Source organism: Hyphomicrobiales bacterium (assembly GCA_016710435.1).
Lineage (GTDB): Bacteria > Pseudomonadota > Alphaproteobacteria > Rhizobiales > Aestuariivirgaceae > Aestuariivirga.
The window spans coordinates 2,183,861-2,203,464 of the sequence record JADJVV010000001.1 but is presented as its reverse complement, the minus strand read 5'-3'; the positions used below and the strand labels follow the sequence as shown (position 1 = coordinate 2,203,464).

Genomic DNA, 19,604 nt, shown 5'->3' with positions numbered 1-19,604 from the left:
GGCGGTTAGTCGACCGTCACCACCTGGCCGTTGATGGCGCCTTCCACGCATTTGGTGAAGGCGATGCCGACGCGGGCCGACGTGACGGGAACATGGCCGGGGAAGAAGCCGTCGTACTTCACAGCCGATTCTTCCAGTAGGCCCGGGCTCACGCAGTTGATGCGAATGCCGCGCGGCATTTCAATCGCAGCGGCGCGCACGAAGTCGTCCAGCGCACCGTTCATGGACGCGGCGTTGGCGCCCTTGCGAATGAAATCGCGGTTGGTGACGCCGCTGGTGATGGTGATCGAACCACCATCCTTCACGTGGCGGATGGCGATCAGGGCCACATTGATCTGGCCCATGAGCTTGTCTTCCACGCCCTTGCGGAACTGCTGCGGGGTCATGTCGGCAACGGGTCCGAAGTGGCCGTGGCCGGTGGTCGTGACCACCGCGTCGACAGGGCCCAAGGCCTTGAACATGGCCTCGATGGAGGCCTCGTCCATGACATCGACCTTCACATCACCGGTGGTGCGACCCGCGGTGACGATGTCATGGCGCTTGCGCAGGTCGCTGAGGGCGGCCTTGCCGACGGTTCCGGTTCCACCCACAGCGAGAATGCGCATGATTACTCCTGATCTTCCTGCTTCATGCCCTTGAGCTTGGCGAAGACCGAGTCCGCATCGAGGTCAACCTCGCGGCCGTTTCCTGCGGCAGCCGCAGCGGCTTCGCGTTCTTCCATGGCCATGCGGTGGGCTGTCGTGCCTTCCACTTCGGCGGCAGGAATGAGCGTGCGCGGGGGTTCCGCATCGCCGCTGATCTTCTTTCGGTTGGCGGCCTTCTGCACGGCGAAATCGAGATCGATCTGCGAGCACAGTCCGAGCGACACGGGATCGACCGGCTTGATGGACGAGATGTTCCAGTGGCTGCGCTCACGCACGGCGTTGATCGTGTGCTTTGTCGTGCCGACGAGCTTCATGATCGCGGCATCGGGCAGTTCGGGGTGATAGCGCAGCAGCCAGGCGATGGCGTCCGGGCGGTCGCCACGGCGCGAGACCGGCGTGTAGCGGGGGCCGGCCGTCGACTTCTTCACCTGCACATCGACCTTCGATTCCAGGATGGCGAGCGGGCGGCTGGTGTCGGCTTCGGCCTCGGCGATTTCCTCGCGCGTGAGCTGACCGCCGGTGACGGGATCGAGGCCCTTCACACCAGTGGCGACGTCGCCATCGGCGATGCCCTTCACTTCGAGTTCATGCAGGTGACAGAAGTCCGCGATCTGCTTGAAGGTGAGCGTCGTGTTCTCGACCAGCCAAACGGCGGTGGCTTTCGGCATCAGGGGTGGGCGTGACATAATATTTCGCTCCTTCGGAACCGTTCCACGGGCTCCAATTGTTTGGACACAACTTGTCGGGGATGGCGGTCCCTATAGGGGATTGCAGCCCCGAAGGCAATCAGCTTCCCACGGTGAGGACGATCTTGCCGACGTGGGTTGAACTTTCCATCAGGGCGTGCGCTTCGGCGGCCTTTTCCAGCGGAAATGCCGCATGAATTGTGGGCCGGCAGCGCCCCGCGGCGAGCAGCGGCCAGACCTTTTCTTCCAGCGCACGGGCAATAGCAGCCTTTTCCGCGACGCTGCGCGGCCGCAAGGTGGAGCCCGTGTAGGTGAGGCGTTTCACCATGATGGGCAGCAGGTCGGCCTGCACGCGCGAGCCTTCCTGGAACGCGATCTGCACGATGCGGCCGTGCATGGCGGCGGCCCTGAGATTGCGCTCCACATAATCCCCGCCCACCATGTCGAGAATGACGTCGGCGGCGATGCCCTGCTCCTTCATCACGGCGACAAAATCCTGCGTGCGGTAGTTGATGGCGAGGCTGGCTCCGAATTCGCGGCATGCGGCGCACTTCACATCCGAGCCGGCCGTGGCCACAACGCGCGCGCCAAATGCCGTTGCCAGCATGATCGCGGTGGAGCCGATGCCGCTGGTGCCGCCATGCACCAGAAATGTCTCGCCGCCGCGCAAGCCGCCGCGCTCGAAGACATTGGTCCACACGGTGAAATAGGTTTCGGGCAGGGCTGCGGCTTCGGTGAGGGTCATTCCTTTCGGCACGGGCAGGCAGTTGTCGGCGGAGGCGATGCAATATTCCGCGTAACCGCCGCCCGGCACCAATGCGCACACTTCATCGCCCGTCTTCCAGCGCGTCACGCCTTCGCCCAGCGCCACCACATGGCCTGCAATCTCCAGCCCCGGCGTGGCCGGTGCGCCGGGTGGCGGAGGATAGGCGCCCTTGCGCTGCATCACATCGGGACGGTTGACGCCCGCTGCCGCCACCTTGACCAGCACCTGCCCCTCTGCAGGTGCGGGCCGGTCCAATTCGGCCGGCACCAGCACGTCGGGGCCGCCGGGGGCGCGAATGGCAATCACCTTCATCTTCATCATGTTTCTCCTGCAGCTTGCCCAAGGTTAATCTGTGGGCCAGAATTCCCGCAAGCAATGGAGGATGCCATGGAGCCCGACGATTTACCAAAACCGAAAGCAATGCTCATCGCCGGTGAACCGCTCGACACCGTATCGCTCGCCGAACTGGAGCTGCGCATCGTTGCTTTTGAAGGAGAAATCTCCCGGCTGAAGGCCGAGATCGCGAAGAAGAAGGCTTCCAAGGCGGCGGCGGATGCATTCTTCAAATCGTAAACACAGCGGCCGAAAAAGGTGCATGGCAGGCTGCAATCACTGGTTTTGTTAACCATTCAGCAAGTTTTATCATTTACCTTAACAGTCAATCCGGAGCGATCCGGATTCTCTGAGTGGTTCTGTCCACTCTGTTTGACGCCTCCCTGTTAGAACTCAAGCCGCGGTTTCCGCGGCTTTTTTTTATTTGGACGTCATGGCCCCGGACTTGCTCCCCTGTTCTTCGACACAGGCAGGCCGCCCCAGAATGGTTCATCCCGGACGGATGGACAATGCGAAGCGGAATGCTAAAACACGAAACAAGTGAGTAAGAGGTTGTTCACCATGGGGAATGTGGCGGGTTCAGGAATTGGCAGGGGTGCCGTTGATTTTCTCACGAAATTCACAGGCTCGGACCAGTTCGACAAAGTCTTCAAGGAAGGCATGGGGTTGGTCGAAGAAACGGCCAACTATCTCGACGGCCCAGGCCGCGCCGACAGCAAACTGCTCGACCGTTCCGGCGCCATTGCCTACGCCACCGAGAGCATGCGCCTCACCACGCGGCTGATGCAACTCGCTTCCTGGCTGCTGCTGCAACGCGCCATCGCCGCCGGCGAACTGGGCAGCGATGAAGCCCGCAAGGAAAAGAACCGCATCAGCCTCACAGACATCGGGCGCGGTGCCGATATTCCGGGTGCGGAGCAATTGCCGGAAGGTTTGGGCGAACTCGTGGACCGTTCGCTGCGGCTTCTCGACCGCATCAAGACGCTCGACCTGATGATCTCGCGCCAGACGATGCCAGGCGCCGGCAAGGCAAACCCCGTCGCCTCGCAACTGGACCAGTTGGCCCGCGCCTTCGGTACGCGCTGATACCATCATGACAGGCGGCCATGGCTGACGGACTGAAGTTCCCTGCCGCGCAAAGCCGCGCCCCCCTGCCGCTTGCGCCTCGTACCGCTGCCAAGCCGCATGCCACACCACGGCATTCGGTCGGACATCATCTCGATGAGGTGCGCAAGATCATCCTCAACATCGCCTTCCTCGGTCTCGTGGGATTGCTGGTGTTTGCCGCTGCAAGAGTGCTGCGCTCCGATGACCTTATGATCGACGCCATCGGCATGCCCAAGAACATCAAGGAACTGGGCTATACCGAGGACGGCGCGGCGCTGATCCTCTCGGACAACATCCGGCGCATTGCGGAGGCCGCAAAATCCGATGGCGGATTGCTGACCATCAAGACAAACTTCGACGAACAGGACATCTCGGTTCCCGTGGAAGGCCTGTCGTTCGGATCGATCCTGCGGCTGTTGCGGCAGGCACTGGGACTGCCGCAGAACAGGCTTATCGGCGATTTCGTCTGCCCCACCGAGCCCTGCATTACCAGCAATCTCGAAATGCGGCTGCGCAAGCTGGAAGGCACGGGCGCGCCCCGGCCGCTGGCCACCGTCAAGGGCCCGACGCCTGATGCCATCCTGCAGACGGCAGCAGAGCGCTACATGGACGAAAAGGCGCCGATGGCGCTGTCTCTCTACCTGTACCACAGCGGGCCTGAACGGAAGCAGGAGGCGCTGGACATTGCGGCGCGGCTTGTGCGCGCTGATGATCCGGAGAAACTCGCGGCGTTGAACCTGATCGGTGTTGAACTCTTCGAACGCCCGGGGAAAAAGCCCGAAGACCTGAAACAGGCCATCAACTATTTCCAGCAGATGGCGGAAGAAGATCCCGGCATCGCCATGGCCTATACCAACTGGGGCGCGGCGCTGAGTGCGCTTGGCGACAAGGCCGGTGCGGTGGAGAAATATCGCAAGGCGATCGAACTCAATCCCGGTGAGGCGATGCAGCATCACAATCTCGGGGCCGTGCTTTCGGACGAAGGCAAGGATGCGGAGGCCGTTTCGGCCTTTGAGCGGGCCATTGCGCTCAATCCGGATGACCCCGACAGCTACGTCGGATTGGCGTCATCGCAGTTGAAACTCGGCAAGGCGGCGGAGTCGCTGGCGAGTTACGAGAACGCCGCGCGCCTCAGCCCTGGCAACGCGGGCATCCAGTACAGCATCGGCGTTGCGGCCGACCAGGCGGGCCAGCGTGCGACGGCCCGGCAGGCCTTCGAGTCCTATCTGGCGCTCTCGCCGGATGCGACCGACAAGGCGACGGTGCAGGGCTACATCGAACAACTCAGCAAGCCCTGACACGAGAAAAAACCCGGCCCTTGCGGGACCGGGTTTGTTCGCCAGCGCGAGCCGGAAAATTACTTCTTGAGGAAGCCGAACTTCTGATTGAAGCGCGACACACGGCCGCCACGGTCCACGAGGCCCTGCTGACCGCCGGTCCATGCGGGGTGCGACTTCGGATCGATGTCGAGGCTGAGCGTATCGCCCGCCTTGCCGTAAGTGGAACGGGTCACGAACTTGGTGCCGTCCGTCATCACAACGGTGATCGGGTGGTAATCGGGATGGATGCCGGACTTCATGGTGCAATCTCTTCAAAGCAATGCGGCGTTTCGCCAAGACTGGACAAACACCGCCGGGTGACAAGGAATGTGGCGGTCCTATATAGGAGGGCGCGGGCGCCTGCAAGGCCCTCCAGATTCCAGGGTCTCAGATGAGCAACGTATACGAACAGGAAGCCAAAAGACGCGGCAAATCCAAGGATTTGCGGCCCCTGCGGCGACTCCTTCCCTTCCTTTCCAGCTACAAGCCGCAGGTGGTGATGGCGTTCATTGCCCTGCTGGTGGCGTCGGTTGCGACCCTGGTGATCCCGGTCGCGGTGCGGCGGGTTTTCGACCACGGCTTCACCGGCGAGAATGCCGGACTGGTGGACCAGTATTTTGGCGTGATGCTGGCGGTGGTGGCGCTCCTCGCCGTGGGTTCGGCGGTGCGATTCTATTTCGTGACGTGGATCGGTGAACGGGTGGTTGCCGATGTGCGCGATGCGTTGTTCCGGCACCTCACGCTGCTCACGCCCTCCTATTACGAAAGCCAGAAGACAGGCGAAGTGATCTCACGGCTCACGGCGGATACGACGCAGATCAAGAGTGCCTTCTCATCAACGGCATCGATTGCACTGCGCAACGTGGTGATGCTGATCGGTGCGCTGGTGATGATGGTCTACACCAGCCCCAAGCTCTCCGGCCTTGCCGCACTTGCCATTCCACTGATCGTGCTGCCGCTGGTGCTCTATGGCCGGCGCGTGCGTTCGCTCTCTCGGCTGGCGCAGGATACCCTTGCCGACAGTGCCGCCTTCGCGCAGGAGCGGCTCTCGGCCATCAGCACCGTGCAATCCAATACGCAGGAAGCGGCCACCATGTCTGCCTTTGCCGGTGCCACGCGCACGGCCTTCGATGCCGCAGCCCAACGCACGCTCGCGCGCGGTGTGCTCACCTTTCTCATCATTCTTGTTTCCCTCGGCGCCATTGTTGGTCTGTTGTGGTTCGGCGCGCGCGACGTCATGGCCGGGAAGCTCTCCGGCGGAACGCTGAGCCAATTTGTTCTCTATGCCGTGTTTGCCGCGAGTTCGCTCGGGCAGTTGTCGGAAGTGTATGGCGAAGTGCAGCTGGCGGCGGGTGCTGCAGAACGCATTTCGGAATTGCTGGATGAAAAGCCGGCCATCGTTTCCCCCGCCAGTGCCACGCCCATCCCCTCGCCGGCACAGGGGCTCATCACCTTCAAGGGTGTGTCGTTCCAATATCCCACACGGCCTGGCATCGACGTGTTGAAGAAGCTCAGTTTTGTGGCGCGGCCTGGCGAAGTGGTGGCGATTGTCGGACCTTCGGGCGCGGGCAAGACCACGATCTTCTCGCTGCTGCAGCGCTTCTACGATCCGCAAGCGGGCGTTGTTTCCATTGATGACGTTCCCCTCACAGGCGCCGACCTCACCTCGCTCCGCAGCGTCATCGCCACCGTGCCGCAGGACCCCGTGATTTTCTCCGGCTCCGTGAACGAGAACATCCGCTTCGGCCGCCCCGGCGCCACCATGGCGGACGTGGAATCGGCGGCAAAAGCAGCGCGCGCCGACGGGTTCATCAAGGCGCTGCCTCAGGGCTATGAGACGCCGCTGGGTGAACGTGGCGTCACATTGTCGGGCGGGCAGCGGCAGCGCATCGCCATCGCCCGGGCCATCCTCCGCAACGCGCCAATTCTGCTGCTGGATGAAGCAACAAGCGCGCTCGATGCTGAAAGCGAACAGATGATCCAGCAGGCGCTTGAGACGGTCACGCAGAACCGCACGACGCTCGTCATCGCCCACCGGCTCGCCACCGTGCGGAACGCCGACCGCATCCTCGTGCTCGACAAGGGCAAGCTGGTGGCGCAGGGCACGCATGCCGAACTCGTCAAGAAGAACGAGCTCTACGCCCGCCTCGCCAAGCTGCAGTTCAGCGGTCCGTCAGCTTGAGTTCGATGCGGCGGTTTTCCGATTTTGCGTCTTCGCTGTCGCCTTCGACAATCGGCTGATATTCGCCGAAGCCCGCGGCCACGAGGTGACGCGGCTGCACGCCCTGGGCAATGAGGAACTTGACCACCGTGATGGCGCGGGCAGACGACAGTTCCCAGTTGGAATTGAACAGCGGCGACTGGATGGGATCGATGTCGGTGTGACCATCGACGCGCAGGACCCAGGCAATGTCTTCCGGGATTTCGCGCTCAAGCTGGCGGAGGGCGTCGGCGAGCTTCAGCATCTCCACCTTGCCCGCCTCGTTCAGGTCGGCGCTGCCCTTGGGGAAGAGCACTTCGGCCTGGAAAACGAAGCGGTCGCCCACCACGAGAATGTCGGAGCGCTGGGAGAGGATCTGGCGCAGGCGGCCAAAGAACTCCGAACGGTATTTGGAAAGTTCCTGCACCTTTTGGGCCAGTGCCGTGTTGAGGCGCTTGCCGAGGTCCGCCACCTGCGCCTCCGAGGCCTTGTTGCGTTCTTCGGCGGCATCCAAAAGCGCATTGATCTGCGAAAGCTGACGGCGCATGGCGGCGATCTGCTGGTTGAGCAGTTCGACCTTTGCCAGTGCATCCGATGAAATCTTCTTTTCGCTATCGAGGGAGGTCTGCAAGGTCGAGACGATGGACCCCGCGGATTGGCCCTTCTCGTTCTCCGCCTGCAGATCCGCCAGCAGGCCTGCGGTCTTGGATTTTTCCTTGTTCAGGTCATCGGTGAGCGTGAGAAGCTGCGCCTCCACTTCGGCCTTGGCGCCTTTTTCGAGATTGAGCAGTTCCGTCAGTTCCGCGATCTGCGAGCGCAACTGCCCCAAGGCCGAGTCCTGCCCGGTGATTTCCCGCGCCAGCAGGAACTGCGCAATCATGAACACCGACAGGAGGAAAGTGATGACCAGCAGAAGCTGGGCCATGGCATCGACGAAGCCCGGCCAATAGGGCGCATCTTCCTGGCGTCTGCGGCGGGAAAGGGCCGGCATGGACGGCTATTCCCTGCTGCGTCCGCCACTCTGGCGGATGAGGAGACGCTGGATTTCGCTTTGCTGCACCTGCTGGGTCTGAATCCAGTTGCGCACCATCTTCTGCTCGTCGCGCATCTGGGCCACGAGGCTTGCGACCGCATCGGCCAGTTGTTCGATGGTTTCCGTACTGCCATTGCCGCCTATGGCAGGCGTTGCGCCACCTCCTTCGCCGACATTCTGGGCGAGGCGTTCGATCGACCGTTGCAGGCCCTGCATGTCGATCCGCATGAAGGCGGGAACGGCACCCGAGGAGTTTCCATCACCCTGCCCGGCCTGCAGGTCGGTGATGGTGGAGAGCCAGTCTTCAAGATCTTGGTAGAAGCGATTCTGCGCCTGCGAAGCCTTGAGGTCCATGAAGCCAAGGATCAGCGAGCCGGACAGGCCGAAGAGGGATGACGAGAACGAAAGGCCCATGCCGGCAAGCGGGCGTTGCAGGCCGTTCTTCAACTCCTCGAACACCGAGCTTGATTGCGCCGTGGAGACATCCAGCCCGCGAATGGCATCACCCACCGAGGATACGGTTTCGAGAAGTCCCCAGAATGTGCCGAGAAGGCCGAGGAAGATCAGCAGGCCCACGAGATAGCGCATGAGGTCACGCGCTTCATCGAGGCGCGAGGCCAGCGAGTCGAGCAGCGAACGCATGCTCGATGGCGAGAGAATGGTGCGGCGGTCGGCATCGCCCAGCATGGTGGCCATGGGGCCGAGCAGCACGGGAAGCGGCTGATCGGACGATTCGCCCAAACGGAAATTGTTGACCCAATTCACTTCGGGCATGAGGCGCCAGACCATGCGGTAGGCGTAGACCATGCCGAGCATCAGCGTGGCGACGATCAAGCCGTTGAGAAAGGGGTTTGCCATGAAGGCCCCCTTGATTCCGGAGTAGAGAACCGCCGCGAGCACCGCCACCACGAGGGTGAAAACAGCCATGTGCACAAGATGCACCATCGGCTGTTCCAGTTGCGGAGAGTCCTGTGCCATCGCATCCACCCCTTCGTATGTCCCGGCGTTTACAGCCGGGTTATGGAGCAAGTTAGACGAGAAAGCGGCGGCGGGGAAAGAGAATCAGTCTTCCGCCCACATGCGCGTGAGAACATTGCGGACCTTGAAGATCCGGTCCGTGGTGGCGCGGTCGGCGGCGGTGCCAGCGAGGCCCGCAATCACCTGGTCGAGATCGAGAAGGACGTCGCGCTGTTCCTGGCTGCGGATGAAGCTGCGCACCCAGCCCACGATGGCCAGACGCTCGCCCCGCGTCACCTCGTTCACGCGGTGCAGGCTGGTGGTGGGATAAAGCACCAGCGCGCCGGCAGGGAGCTTGAGGGCGTTGTCGCCGTCATTGCCTTCCACCACCAGTTCGCCGCCGTCATAGGAAGCCGGATCAGCGAGGAAGAGCGTGAATGACATATCCGTGCGCTTGCCGCCCATGAGCGCGTCATCCACATGGGTGCCATAGGCCATGCCTGGCTGATAGCGCGACGCCAACATTTTCACGAAGTCCTTGGGCCTCGCGATGGAGCGGAAGGCGGTGTTGGCCAGCAGGGCCTGCTTCACATCGGCGATCACCTGCAGTGCCGCGGGGCCGTTGGCCTGATCGTTGTGCTTCAGGTCCTTCACATACCAGCCCGCGGTGGCCTTGCCCGAGGCAAACCCCGCCATCTCACTTCCGAGCTTGGCGCGCGCTTCGGCAACCTCGTCCGGTGTCAGAACGTCTGCAATCTGGAAGATCATCGTCACCTCGTCTGCACGCGCACGCCGATTCTGTTTGACCGGTTTTGCGGGATGATGTTATCCCGACCATATTAGTCGGATTGACGGGAAGTACAATGGCGAAAACATTGAAGACGTGGACGGCGGTGGGCATCGCCCTCGTGGGGACGACGCAAATCCTGGAGGCCGCGCCGTCTGCACGGGTGATATTGCCACACAACCCGGCCTTCATCCTGTCGGATGGAGAAGGCGGCGAAGGAGCCAGCGAGGGCGGCGAAGGCGGGGGCCAGGCCGTCAGCAGCTACAAGCTCGACTCGACAGACCCCACTGCCTTTGCTTTCGATGCCAAGCCGCAGATCGAGGCCTACGCCACGCTGGTGCACCAGAGCTATGCAGACGCGGCCACTGGGGCGGACAAGATGGCCGCTGCCATCGACGCCCTGCTCGACAAGCCGTTGCCGGAGACGCTGGCGGCGGCGCGGGCCGCCTGGGTTGCGGCAAGGCCCGCTTATCTGGAAACGGAGGCGTATCGTTTCTACGACGGCCCCATCGAGGCGATCGAGGGCGACATCAACTCCTGGCCCATGAACGAGGCCTATATCGACTATGTTGAAGGCAACCCGAAGGCGGGAATCATCAATAACGGAACAGAGACGATCACCGGTGCAGGCCTCGCCGCGATCAACCAGAAATCCGATGAAGCGGATGTGACGACGGGCTGGCATGCAATCGAGTTCCTGCTGTGGGGACAGGACCTCTCTACCACGGGTCCGGGCAACCGTCCGTCCACGGATTATATCGCCGGTGAGGGCAACAACGACCGCCGCCGCGCCTATCTCAAGGCGGTGACGGAAAAGCTGGTGGGAGACCTTCAGTCGCTGGAGCAGCAATGGGCACCTTCCGTTGCGGGCAACTATCGCGAGGTGTTCGAAAAGCTGGACCAGCGCGAGGCGCTGGGCCGCATGGTGAATGGCATGGCGATCCTCGCCGGTTTCGAATTCATGTCGGAGCGGCTGGGCGTGGCACTCGATTCCGGCGACCAGGAGGATGAACACTCCTGTTTCTCCGACACCACCAAGCAGGATTTCGTGCATGACCTCGCCGGCATCAAGCGGGTGTGGGAGGAGGCGAAACTCGCCGGCCTGGTGAAGTCCCGCAACGCCGCCGTGGCCTCCGAAGTGGACGGCCTGCTGGTGGATGCCGAAGCCAAGATCGGGGCGCTGGGCGATCCGTGGGACGCTGTGCTCCGCGCCGATGCGGCATCATCAGAACGCAAGGCTGCGGAAGAGGCTATGGCCAGTTTGCAGGCTTTGGCCGACGGCCTGAAGAAGGTGGGCAGCACGCTGGGCGTTCTCGTCCTCATCCCGACGGAGTAAACCTGCCGTGCGATTGACTGCTTCCATCGTGTTTGCCACGGCACTCACGGCCGTGAGCATCGTGGCCAGTGCGGGCGGGTCTTCCGTTCGCGAGCAGCTGCTGTCGATGCCCGTAACGGCCGCCCTGGGCGGGGCAACGACGCGGCCCATCGCGGCGCAGAACGCATTTTCTTTCGCCGCGCCCAATGCGCCGCGGGAACACCAGCGCATCTTTTCCTTCGGCAACCGCCTGTTCAACACCAACTGGGTGATGGCGCCCGCATCCGTGAAGGCCTTCGATGGGCTCGGACCCTTGTTCAACCGTGTGTCCTGCTCCGGTTGCCACACCAAGGATGGCCGGGGCCAACCGCCTGCCGATGGCCACGGGCCCATGGAGTCCATGCTGTTGCGGATCAGCGTTCCGGGTGAAGGACCGCATGGCGGTCCTCGTCCCGTGCCGGGCTACGGCGACCAGTTGAGCGAGCGCAGCAATCACGATGTGGCGACGGAAGGTGTGGCGCGGATCACCTACACCGAGATTGCTGGCTACTACGGTGATGGTGAGGCCTTCTCCCTGCGCAAGCCAGACTATGCCATTGAACAGCCGGGTTACGGCCCCTTGCCCGCTGATCTGCTGATTTCGCCACGCGTTGCACCGCAGATGATCGGCCTTGGCCTGCTGGAGGCGGTGCCGGATGCCACGTTGACGGCGCTGGCCGATCCTGGCGACGCGGATGGTGACGGCATTTCGGGCCGCACCAACAGGGTGTGGAATGCGGAGACGCAAGCCCCAGCCATCGGCCGCTTTGGATGGAAGGCGGGACAGCCGACGCTCCGCAACCAGAATGCCGGAGCGGCACTCGGCGACATCGGGCTCACCTCCTCGCTTCGTTCTGCCGAAAATTGCGATGCGGCGCAGGCGGCCTGTGCCGCGCAGTTCAACGGCGGCGCGCCGGAATTGACGGATGTGTTTCTCGACAAGCTGACACTCTATTCGGCGACGCTCTCCGTTCCGGCCCAACGCGGTGCTGATTCCCCCGCCGTTATGGAGGGTGCTGCGCTGTTCCGCGGACTGGGGTGCAGTTCCTGCCACATGCCCACACTGCAAAGCGGCGGCCACCCGCTGCCGGAAGTGTCGCATCAGACATTCCATCCGTATACGGACCTTCTCCTGCACGATATGGGCGAAGGCCTTGCCGACAACCGGCCGGATTTTGCGGCTTCGGGGCTGGAATGGCGCACGCCACCGCTGTGGGGTCTCGGACTTGTCCCCCAGGTGAACGGCCATGGCTTCCTGCTGCATGACGGCCGCGCCCGGGGGTTCGCCGAGGCCATTCTCTGGCACGGCGGAGAGGCAGAGACGGCCCGCGAGGCTTTCCGCAATACCAGCAAGGACCAACGCGACGCGCTCATCGCTTTCCTGAAATCACTGTAGGTGAACATGAGCGCACGGTCCCACGGCAACGAACTGTTCGACCACCGGCCGGAGCGGGTGGTGATCAATGGCTGCCGCTGCGCCATGGCGGGGTACGACCATGGCGATCCTTCCTGCTGGGACCAGTTCTGGAGTGACCTCGTGGGGGAATGCGGCGTGGAGGCGGCCTGCGAGATTTCCGGCACCCTGCAGAACTTCGTGCGCCAGTTGCGGTCGCATTGCCAGCGGCCCCTCAACTTCTTTCCCCGTGCCTGCCGTTGGGCCTGCGTGGACGAGTGCCTGGCGCTGTCATTGCTCTCTGCCTGCCAGAACACGGATGCGGCGGTGCGCGCCTATTGTCTCGATGCCTTGCAGATCGAGGCCGGTGCGGGGCGGTTCGACGTCACGCAGGCTGCGGAATTGTTGGCGCAACGCCTGAGTCTCACGCAGCTGCCTCTGATGCCTGTGCCGCTTGCCGTCATTGTCTCGGCGATGGAGCGGACCTGCCGGGTGTGTCCGGTCGCGGCAAAATGCCGGCACTAGCAGGGAAACCTCAGTCCAGCTGCCCCTCCCTCGCGTGGTTGCTGGCTTCGCGCCGATCGGACACAGGGGGAGGCAATCCTGCGATTTCAAGGATCAGCTTGCGCTTCACGGCCAGGGCGAAATTGGCGGGCTGGTCGGCGGAGACGACGAAGCTGCCCGTGCCGCCGATGATCGTGTCTTCAAAGGCCTGCTCCAGATCATAGGAGACGGGCCGCCCGCTGGCACAGGTGCGGCAGAGCACGGCGAGGCCATTGATGGTGATGCCCTGGGCCAGAACCTGCGCGCGCGCCTCCTCCACACTGGCACCGCCCCAGCTGTTCACACTGTCGGCGGAGAGGTCAATCACCTTGCGCGTGCCGTCATGGACATTCCCCGTGATGGCCTTCCCGGCTGCGATAAGCGCATTGCCGATCGAATTCCGCCCGCGCGCCGTGCGGGGTGCCGCCAGCAAGGCGCGATTGAAGGCGGCGGCATCTTCGGGAGAGGCGATAATGGTCCACGGCACAACGGCGATTTGTGAATCCCATTGCCCCCATTCGATGTAGGTGACGGCGATCTTCTGGAAGCGCCCGGTGGAGGCAATGGCTGCCAGCGTATCAGGATCCGCCAGCGCATCGGCGTAACCCCGGCGCTGGTAGCGGATCTCATCATTGCCGATAGACCCGGACGCATCGGCAAGGAGCACAAGTTCAAGATCGACAGGCGCCGCACGGGCCAAAGGTGCGGCGAGGATCAGGCACAGGAGACTGGCAAGCCGCGCAAGACTCCTCATGCAAGTTGCTCCATCGTTCGGCGGAACGGCGGATCATGCGGGGAAAAGTGGCGGAATGATGCAGGGCGTCTTGCCCCGCGCCTTGCTACCCCAGCGACTTGTTGATGGCTTCCGTCATCTTCTTGGCGTCGCCGAAGAGCATCAGCGTGTTGTCGCGCCAGAAAAGCGTGTTGTCGATGCCGGCGTAGCCGGAGGACATACCGCGCTTGATGAACATCACGGTCTTGGCCTTCCACACCTCCAGCACAGGCATGCCGTAGATGGGCGAGGCCGGGTCTTCCTTGGCGGCGGGGTTGGTGACGTCATTGGCGCCGATCACGAAGGCAATGTCGGCCTGGGCGAACTCGCTGTTGATGTCTTCCAGTTCGAAGACTTCATCATAGGGCACGTTGGCTTCTGCCAGCAGCACGTTCATGTGGCCGGGCATGCGGCCCGCCACCGGATGAATGGCATATTTCACCGTGACGCCGGACTTCTTGAGATGATCGGCCATTTCACGGAGCGCGTGCTGCGCCTGAGCCACGGCCATGCCGTAACCCGGCACGATGATCACGGTTTCGGCGTTCTTCATCATGAAGGCCGCGTCTTCCGCCGAGCCTTGCTTCACCGGCTTGGCATCGCCCTTCGCGGCGGGGCCTGCGCTTTCGCCGCCGAAGCCGCCGAGGATCACCGAGATGAAGCTGCGATTCATGCCCTTGCACATGATGTAGGAGAGAATGGCACCCGACGAGCCCACCAGCGCACCGGTGATGATGAGCGCGGTATTGGCGAGCGTGAAGCCGATACCGGCGGCAGCCCAGCCGGAATAGGAGTTCAGCATCGAGACGACGACAGGCATGTCGGCGCCGCCGATGGGGATGATGAGCAGGAAGCCAAGCACGAAGCTGACCAGCACGATGATCCAGAACAGCGTGGCGGTGGGTGCGGCGTAGAACATCACCACAGCCGCGACGAGCGCCACGGCGAGCGCGATGTTGATGACATGGCGCGCCGGCAGCAGGATGGGTGCGCCCGACATGCGGCCATCCAGCTTCAGGAAGGCGATGATGGAACCGGTGAAGGTCACGGCGCCAATCGCTGCCCCGAGCGACATTTCGATGAGGCTCTGCTTGTGGATCACGCCATCGGTGGCAATGCCGAAGGCATCAGGAGCGTAGAAGGCTGCGGCCGCGACGAAGACGGCGGCGAGACCGACGAGGGAGTGGAAGGCGGCCACAAGCTGCGGCATGGCCGTCATCGGAATGCGCTTGGCGGTGATGCCGCCGATGACCGCACCGATGCCAAGGCCGCCCACGATCAGCAGCCAGGGTAGGACGCCCACGGGCTTGGCCAGTGCCAGCGTTGTCAGCACAGCGATGGTCATGCCGACCATGCCGAACATGTTGCCCTGGCGCGACGAGGCGGGCGACGAGAGGCCGCGCAACGCCATGATGAAGAGCGCGCCGGCGACGAGATAAAGAAGGGCTGCGAGGTTGGCGCTCATCTTATTTCTCTTTCTTCTTGTACATGGCGAGCATGCGCGAGGTGACCATGAAGCCACCGAAAATGTTGATCGAAGCCAGCACCAGCGCGATGAAGCCGAAGATCATGGCGAGGGTCGACCCTGACGCAATGGCCCCTGCTCCGACGGCGAGCAGTGCGCCCACCACGATGACCGAGGAAATGGCGTTGGTGACGCTCATCAGCGGCGTGTGCAGCGCGGGCGTCACGTTCCATACCACGTAGTAACCCACGAACACGGCCAGCACGAAGATGCCGAGCAGCGAAATGAAGGGGTCGATTGAATGTGCGATCTGTTCCATTACTTCGCCTCGTAAATCTTGTGCACCAGCTTGCCGCCCTTGGCGATCATGGTGCCGGAGATGCATTCGTCCGCTTCGTCGATCTTCAGTGTGCCGTCCTTCTGGATCATCAGGTCCAGGAAGTTGGCGATGTTCTTGGCGAAGAGCGGCGTGGCGTTGCCCGCCAGCTTGCCGGCCAAATTCACGGTGCCGACGATCTTGACGCCCTTGTGCTCGACGATCTGATCCGGCTTGGAGAGCGGGCAGTTGCCGCCGCGTTCCACCGCAAGGTCGATGATGATGGAGCCGGGCTTCATGCTTTCCACCATGTCCCTGGTGATGAGCGTCGGCGCGGGGCGGCCGGGGATGAGGGCCGTGGTGATGACGATGTCCTGGCCCTTCACGTGGCCCGCCACAAGCTCCGCCTGCTTGGCTTTTTCCTCCGCCGTGAGTTCGCGGGCGTAACCGGCAGCGGTTGCGGCTTCGGCGAGGTCGACATAGACGAACTTGGCGCCGAGCGACTTCACCTGCTCCTCCGTTGCCTTGCGCACGTCGGTGGCGGAGACGATGGCGCCGAGGCGGCGCGCCGTGGCGATGGCCTGCAGGCCTGCCACGCCCACGCCCATGATGAAGACCTTGGCGGCGGGCACGGTGCCGGCGGCCGTCATCATCATCGGGAAGGCGCGGCCGAAGTGGGCGGCGGCATCAATCACCGCCTTGTAGCCGGCGAGGTTCGCTTGCGAAGAGAGGATGTCCATGGCCTGGGCGCGGGTGATGCGCGGCATCAGTTCCATGGCAAAACCGGTGACACCGGACCTGGCGAAGGCCTCCAGGGCCTTGCGGTCGCCAAAAGGTTCAAGGCCGCCAGCGACGATGGCGTCCTTCTTCATGGCCTTGAGCAATTTCTCGCCCGGGCGGCGGATGGTGAGCACCAGATCGGCGTCCTTCACCACGGCCTCGCCCTTGACGATGTCCGCGCCCGCAGCCTTGAAGTCCGCATCGGAAATGTTGGAGCCAAGGCCGGCGCCCGCTTGCACGGCCACCTTGGCGCCCTTCTTGATATAGGCCTTCACCGCATCGGGCGAGACCGCGACACGCGACTCCCCCGGTTGGATTTCGGAGGGAATCGCTATTTTCATGATGCTCTCAGATCAGAGGTTGATGGCCACGAACAGTCCGAACAACACCAGGAGACCGCCGGAGAGGAACCACTTGCCGCCAGCGCGGACGTCGATGATCGTCGCCAGTGTGCCGATGATGAGCCCGGCGAAACCGGTGAGCACGTTCAGGTAGTCCATGAAGCGGAAGGCGACGAGCGCCACGAGCGTGAAGCCGCACAGGATGCCGAGCGCAACGGAGCCCTTGAGGAAGCCTTCGTAGGTCTCCTTGTGGTCTTCAAAGCCGCGCGGCGTGTGGGTCGGTGAATGGTCGGCCATACTGGTTCCCTCAAATCGAATGGCGGAATCTGCGATATCTAGGCTTTAGCGAAGCCCCGACAGCCGTGCAAGGCGGGTATTCCGGCGCGTTTTGGCGCAGGGCGCGACACTTCTTTCTTGCCAATCCCGCCCGGCCCTCGGACAAAGGGCCATGACCGATCCGGCCCTGATCCAGCGATACCATGTCGCCCGCAGCTTTTATGAAAGCCTGATGAAGTCGCAGTGGCTGCCGCAGGAGCGCATCATCGCCTGGCAGGAGCGGCAGTTGCAGCAGATGCTGGCCCATGCCCATGCGCAGGTGCCGTTCTATGCCGAGCCGCTGGGGCGCATCCGCAAGCCGGATGGCGGCTTCGATCTCTCCCGCTGGGAGGAACTGCCGATCATCTCGCGCGAGGTTGTGGAGGCGGATTGGGATGCGTTCCAGGCGAGGACATTGCCGCCGGGGCATGAGGGACTCATTTCGCAGAGCACCTCGGCCTCCGAAAGCCAAGGATTTCGCGTGCGCAAAACCCGTTTCGATCACACCGGCGTGGCCTGTGCCTCTTTCCGCTACGCGGACTGGTTCGGACACGACTATGCCACGCCGCTGGTGATGATCAGGGCCGGGTTCATCCGCCCCGAACGGGCCGACGATCCGGAAGACAAATTGTGGGGACCGCCGTGGCTGCCGCCTGAAACGCGTGGCAGCAGGCACCGCCTTCACATCAGCACGCCACTGGACGAACAACTCGACTGGCTCATGGGGCTTGGCCAGGTCATTCTGAACACGCTGCCCTCCAATGCCATGGCGCTGGCCCAGCGCAGCGAGGAGCGTGGGCTGCGCCCCGGCATTAAGAGCATCATGTCCGTCGGCGAGAAACTGTCACGCGACATGCGCGAGGAAGTGCGGCGCATTTGGGGCTGTGAATTCAGCGACGTGTATGCGACCGCGGAAACCGGGCTCATTGCCATCGAGTGTCCCCAAACCGGACTCTATCACCTGCAACCCGAACTGAGCCGGACGGAGATCGTGGATGACGACGGCCACCCCTGCCCTCCGGGCAAGGCGGGATTGCTCGTGGCCACAAGCCTCTACAATTTCGCCATGCCGCTGATCCGGTACAGGTTCCAGGATCTGGTCGAGGAAGGTCCGCCCTGCACCTGTAGCCGCGGCCTGCCGGTGCTTTCGCGTATTATCGGGCGCAAGAGCAATCTCTTCGAGAGGCCAGATGGCAGCCTTTACCAGCCTGACGTCTCCACGGCACGCATCCGGGACATCACCGGCGCGCGCGCGTGGCAGTTGACGCAACATGGCGCTGGCAGCTTCACACTCGCGCTAGCCAGTCCGACGGCATTTTCCACAACAGAGATGCCGCAGCTGCAATCATACCTGCGAACGCTTCTCGGCGATCACGCGGAAATCAATGTCATTCCGGTAAATGACTTTCCCCGCAGCAAGGGCGGCAAGTTCTACCCGTTGACGCGATCCAAGTCCTGAAAAAACCGTTCAGAAGTGCTCCAAGCCTAACGATTGCGGCAGCTTCAGCCGCAGTTGACGCCGTCGCAGACCACGCCATCTCCCGTGCCGTCATCCAAAACGCCCTCTGCGACCGGGCCGCCGCCACCCGGAACGGAAGCCGCAGCTGCCGCGCCGCCGATGAAGTCGAACAGGCCGTCATCAGGGTCGTCCTGGCGGTGACGGTCGATCAGCGACTTCTGGGTGCCGCCGAAATAGAACTTGGCGCCAATGGCGACGGAGCGGAAGTCATCTTCGCCGAGCTGGCCTTCGGCGGTGAAGGACAAGGGCGTATCCGGCACCTGCCATTCCGCACCGATCACACCCGAGGTGAAATCATTGGCATGGCGAATGCCTGCCGACAGGCGAAGGTCGTCCGTGGCATAGATGGCGGCGGTGAACTTGCCGAAGAAATCGGTGCTGGTGCGGTTGGTGTCTTCCACACCGGCCCAGGCTTCGAGGCTGATGTTGCCGAGATAGAGTTCGCCTTCGGCACCCACCTTCCATGAGGTGACGTCAAGAGCCGGTGCATCGAAGCTCCAGTCTTCATAGGTGGCGTGAACGCCGAGGAGATAGCTGGTGGGGTCGCGATAGAACAGGTGGCCGCCCGCGCCCAAGGCGCTGGCGTCTCCGAATTCACCGGCGCCGGCATCCACCTGCAGGCCGAACATGCAGCCGAGCGGCAGGCTGAGCGAACCGATGCCCTGGAACAGTTCGTCGTTGCTGTAGTTGTCGGCATCCCAGACGCCGCCCTGCGCGGCGATCTTGCCGTTGATGCCCGATACGGCACACAGGTCCGGCGCGGCAATATCGGCCGACCATGCCGGGACGGAAAGCGTCAGAGCGAGGGCAAGGGTCGAAACGAGTGTGAGATTGCGCATGGACACCACCTGTATGGGATTCGTCTTATTTGTTGTCGCCAATGTGCAACGGTCACCGGGCGCTGACAATGCTACAACCGCCCAAATTCGAAGCTGTTGTTTCCATGCCACAGAAACGCGCGAAAATACACCCCT

Annotated in this window: 21 protein-coding genes; 8 read left to right on the top strand and 13 right to left on the bottom strand. The window is 62.9% G+C overall.

The genetic code is table 11. The annotated features are described in order from the left end of the window. Positions 1–5: 5 nt before the first annotated feature. From IPM06_10635 to IPM06_10625, 3 genes are all read right to left on the bottom strand, one after another. The gene (locus IPM06_10635) at positions 6–605 is read right to left on the bottom strand and encodes a short chain dehydrogenase (protein ID MBK8770874.1); all 600 of its coding nucleotides are present in this window, start codon (positions 603–605) and stop codon (positions 6–8) included. Positions 606–607: 2 nt separating this feature from the next. After that, a complete protein-coding gene (locus tag IPM06_10630; GenBank protein MBK8770873.1) occupies positions 608–1,330 on the bottom strand; it encodes a DUF1013 domain-containing protein in 723 nt (240 codons plus the stop codon). A 100-nt stretch (positions 1,331–1,430) separates the two neighbouring features. Further along, positions 1,431–2,408: an NAD(P)H-quinone oxidoreductase gene (locus tag IPM06_10625; GenBank protein MBK8770872.1), complete on the bottom strand. Its 978-nt coding sequence runs from the start codon at positions 2,406–2,408 to the stop codon at positions 1,431–1,433. A 75-nt stretch (positions 2,409–2,483) separates the two neighbouring features. Here IPM06_10625 and IPM06_10620 point away from each other — a divergent pair, with 75 nt between their 5' ends. From IPM06_10620 to IPM06_10610, 3 genes are all read left to right on the top strand, one after another. Then, a complete protein-coding gene (locus IPM06_10620; GenBank protein MBK8770871.1) occupies positions 2,484–2,669 on the top strand; it encodes a DUF1192 family protein in 186 nt (61 codons plus the stop codon). Between the two features lie 321 nt (positions 2,670–2,990). Beyond that, on the top strand, positions 2,991–3,515 hold the full coding sequence (locus IPM06_10615) for a DUF1465 family protein (GenBank protein MBK8770870.1): 525 nt from the start codon (positions 2,991–2,993) through the stop codon (positions 3,513–3,515). A gap of 20 nt (positions 3,516–3,535) precedes the next feature. Further along, positions 3,536–4,834 carry a tetratricopeptide repeat protein gene (locus tag IPM06_10610; protein MBK8770869.1) on the top strand — a complete coding sequence of 433 codons (1,299 nt, stop codon included), beginning with the start codon at positions 3,536–3,538 and terminating at the stop codon, positions 4,832–4,834. A gap of 59 nt (positions 4,835–4,893) precedes the next feature. Here IPM06_10610 and rpmE read toward each other — a convergent pair whose 3' ends face one another. Continuing rightward, entirely contained in the window at positions 4,894–5,115 is a 222-nt protein-coding gene (rpmE, locus tag IPM06_10605) for a 50S ribosomal protein L31 (protein MBK8770868.1), read from the bottom strand. A gap of 131 nt (positions 5,116–5,246) precedes the next feature. Between rpmE and IPM06_10600 the strand changes: the two genes are divergently transcribed. After that, entirely contained in the window at positions 5,247–7,037 is a 1,791-nt protein-coding gene (locus IPM06_10600; GenBank protein MBK8770867.1) for an ATP-binding cassette domain-containing protein, read from the top strand. Here the strand turns inward: IPM06_10600 and IPM06_10595 are convergent. From IPM06_10595 to IPM06_10585, 3 genes are all read right to left on the bottom strand, one after another. Next, positions 7,018–8,046, bottom strand: coding sequence for a peptidoglycan -binding protein (locus IPM06_10595; GenBank protein MBK8770866.1), 1,029 nt, complete (start codon positions 8,044–8,046; stop codon positions 7,018–7,020). The two genes, IPM06_10600 and IPM06_10595, sit on opposite strands and share 20 nt — an antisense overlap. 6 nt (positions 8,047–8,052) lie before the next feature. Further along, positions 8,053–9,066 (bottom strand): flagellar motor protein MotA, encoded by a 1,014-nt coding sequence (locus IPM06_10590; protein ID MBK8770865.1) that lies wholly within the window; start codon positions 9,064–9,066, stop codon positions 8,053–8,055. An 84-nt stretch (positions 9,067–9,150) separates the two neighbouring features. After that, a complete protein-coding gene (locus IPM06_10585) occupies positions 9,151–9,819 on the bottom strand; it encodes a Fe2+-dependent dioxygenase (GenBank protein MBK8770864.1) in 669 nt (222 codons plus the stop codon). An 89-nt stretch (positions 9,820–9,908) separates the two neighbouring features. Between IPM06_10585 and IPM06_10580 the strand changes: the two genes are divergently transcribed. The 3 genes from IPM06_10580 (at position 9,909) to IPM06_10570 (ending at position 13,104) form a co-directional block, all read left to right on the top strand. Continuing rightward, entirely contained in the window at positions 9,909–11,168 is a 1,260-nt protein-coding gene (locus tag IPM06_10580) for an iron-regulated protein (protein MBK8770863.1), read from the top strand. A gap of 106 nt (positions 11,169–11,274) precedes the next feature. Then, the gene (locus tag IPM06_10575) at positions 11,275–12,582 is read left to right on the top strand and encodes a thiol oxidoreductase (protein ID MBK8770862.1); all 1,308 of its coding nucleotides are present in this window, start codon (positions 11,275–11,277) and stop codon (positions 12,580–12,582) included. A gap of 6 nt (positions 12,583–12,588) precedes the next feature. Then, the gene (locus tag IPM06_10570) at positions 12,589–13,104 is read left to right on the top strand and encodes a hypothetical protein (protein ID MBK8770861.1); all 516 of its coding nucleotides are present in this window, start codon (positions 12,589–12,591) and stop codon (positions 13,102–13,104) included. Positions 13,105–13,114: 10 nt separating this feature from the next. Here the strand turns inward: IPM06_10570 and IPM06_10565 are convergent, their stop codons facing one another. The 5 genes from IPM06_10565 to IPM06_10545 form a co-directional block, all read right to left on the bottom strand. Continuing rightward, the gene (locus IPM06_10565) at positions 13,115–13,876 is read right to left on the bottom strand and encodes a DUF1194 domain-containing protein (GenBank protein MBK8770860.1); all 762 of its coding nucleotides are present in this window, start codon (positions 13,874–13,876) and stop codon (positions 13,115–13,117) included. Positions 13,877–13,961: 85 nt separating this feature from the next. Then, the gene (locus tag IPM06_10560) at positions 13,962–15,359 is read right to left on the bottom strand and encodes an NAD(P)(+) transhydrogenase (Re/Si-specific) subunit beta (GenBank protein MBK8770859.1); all 1,398 of its coding nucleotides are present in this window, start codon (positions 15,357–15,359) and stop codon (positions 13,962–13,964) included. 1 nt (position 15,360) lies between these two features. After that, positions 15,361–15,678 (bottom strand): NAD(P) transhydrogenase subunit alpha, encoded by a 318-nt coding sequence (locus IPM06_10555; protein MBK8770858.1) that lies wholly within the window; start codon positions 15,676–15,678, stop codon positions 15,361–15,363. Beyond that, on the bottom strand, positions 15,678–16,796 hold the full coding sequence (locus IPM06_10550) for a Re/Si-specific NAD(P)(+) transhydrogenase subunit alpha (protein ID MBK8770857.1): 1,119 nt from the start codon (positions 16,794–16,796) through the stop codon (positions 15,678–15,680). Before IPM06_10550 ends, IPM06_10555 begins: the two co-directional genes overlap by 1 nt. A 12-nt stretch (positions 16,797–16,808) precedes the next feature. Further along, on the bottom strand, positions 16,809–17,093 hold the full coding sequence (locus IPM06_10545) for a hypothetical protein (protein ID MBK8770856.1): 285 nt from the start codon (positions 17,091–17,093) through the stop codon (positions 16,809–16,811). Between the two features lie 151 nt (positions 17,094–17,244). On the opposite strand from IPM06_10545, the gene IPM06_10540 reads away from it, so the two are divergent. Beyond that, complete coding sequence (locus IPM06_10540) at positions 17,245–18,570, top strand: phenylacetate--CoA ligase family protein (GenBank protein MBK8770855.1); 1,326 nt, start codon at positions 17,245–17,247, stop codon at positions 18,568–18,570. Positions 18,571–18,614: 44 nt separating this feature from the next. Here IPM06_10540 and IPM06_10535 read toward each other — a convergent pair whose 3' ends face one another. Then, positions 18,615–19,469: a hypothetical protein gene (locus tag IPM06_10535; protein MBK8770854.1), complete on the bottom strand. Its 855-nt coding sequence runs from the start codon at positions 19,467–19,469 to the stop codon at positions 18,615–18,617. Positions 19,470–19,604 lie beyond the last annotated feature (135 nt).

What these genes read in the sequence shown, in the direction of transcription:
- IPM06_10615 (MBK8770870.1), top strand. Translation starts at nt 2,991, where the DNA reads ATGGGGAATGTGGCGGGTTCAGGAATTGGCAGGGGTGCCGTTGATTTT.
- IPM06_10575 (MBK8770862.1), top strand. Translation starts at nt 11,275, where the DNA reads ATGCCCGTAACGGCCGCCCTGGGCGGGGCAACGACGCGGCCCATCGCG.
- IPM06_10630 (MBK8770873.1), bottom strand. Translation starts at nt 1,330, where the DNA reads ATGTCACGCCCACCCCTGATGCCGAAAGCCACCGCCGTTTGGCTGGTC.
- IPM06_10535 (MBK8770854.1), bottom strand. Translation starts at nt 19,469, where the DNA reads ATGCGCAATCTCACACTCGTTTCGACCCTTGCCCTCGCTCTGACGCTT.
- IPM06_10635 (MBK8770874.1), bottom strand. Translation starts at nt 605, where the DNA reads ATGCGCATTCTCGCTGTGGGTGGAACCGGAACCGTCGGCAAGGCCGCC.
- IPM06_10625 (MBK8770872.1), bottom strand. Translation starts at nt 2,408, where the DNA reads ATGAAGGTGATTGCCATTCGCGCCCCCGGCGGCCCCGACGTGCTGGTG.
- IPM06_10545 (MBK8770856.1), bottom strand. Translation starts at nt 17,093, where the DNA reads ATGGCCGACCATTCACCGACCCACACGCCGCGCGGCTTTGAAGACCAC.
- rpmE (MBK8770868.1), bottom strand. Translation starts at nt 5,115, where the DNA reads ATGAAGTCCGGCATCCATCCCGATTACCACCCGATCACCGTTGTGATG.
- IPM06_10565 (MBK8770860.1), bottom strand. Translation starts at nt 13,876, where the DNA reads ATGAGGAGTCTTGCGCGGCTTGCCAGTCTCCTGTGCCTGATCCTCGCC.
- IPM06_10560 (MBK8770859.1), bottom strand. Translation starts at nt 15,359, where the DNA reads ATGAGCGCCAACCTCGCAGCCCTTCTTTATCTCGTCGCCGGCGCGCTC.
- IPM06_10590 (MBK8770865.1), bottom strand. Translation starts at nt 9,066, where the DNA reads ATGGCACAGGACTCTCCGCAACTGGAACAGCCGATGGTGCATCTTGTG.
- IPM06_10550 (MBK8770857.1), bottom strand. Translation starts at nt 16,796, where the DNA reads ATGAAAATAGCGATTCCCTCCGAAATCCAACCGGGGGAGTCGCGTGTC.
- IPM06_10610 (MBK8770869.1), top strand. Translation starts at nt 3,536, where the DNA reads ATGGCTGACGGACTGAAGTTCCCTGCCGCGCAAAGCCGCGCCCCCCTG.
- IPM06_10555 (MBK8770858.1), bottom strand. Translation starts at nt 15,678, where the DNA reads ATGGAACAGATCGCACATTCAATCGACCCCTTCATTTCGCTGCTCGGC.
- IPM06_10540 (MBK8770855.1), top strand. Translation starts at nt 17,245, where the DNA reads ATGACCGATCCGGCCCTGATCCAGCGATACCATGTCGCCCGCAGCTTT.
- IPM06_10570 (MBK8770861.1), top strand. Translation starts at nt 12,589, where the DNA reads ATGAGCGCACGGTCCCACGGCAACGAACTGTTCGACCACCGGCCGGAG.
- IPM06_10580 (MBK8770863.1), top strand. Translation starts at nt 9,909, where the DNA reads ATGGCGAAAACATTGAAGACGTGGACGGCGGTGGGCATCGCCCTCGTG.
- IPM06_10595 (MBK8770866.1), bottom strand. Translation starts at nt 8,046, where the DNA reads ATGCCGGCCCTTTCCCGCCGCAGACGCCAGGAAGATGCGCCCTATTGG.
- IPM06_10600 (MBK8770867.1), top strand. Translation starts at nt 5,247, where the DNA reads ATGAGCAACGTATACGAACAGGAAGCCAAAAGACGCGGCAAATCCAAG.
- IPM06_10620 (MBK8770871.1), top strand. Translation starts at nt 2,484, where the DNA reads ATGGAGCCCGACGATTTACCAAAACCGAAAGCAATGCTCATCGCCGGT.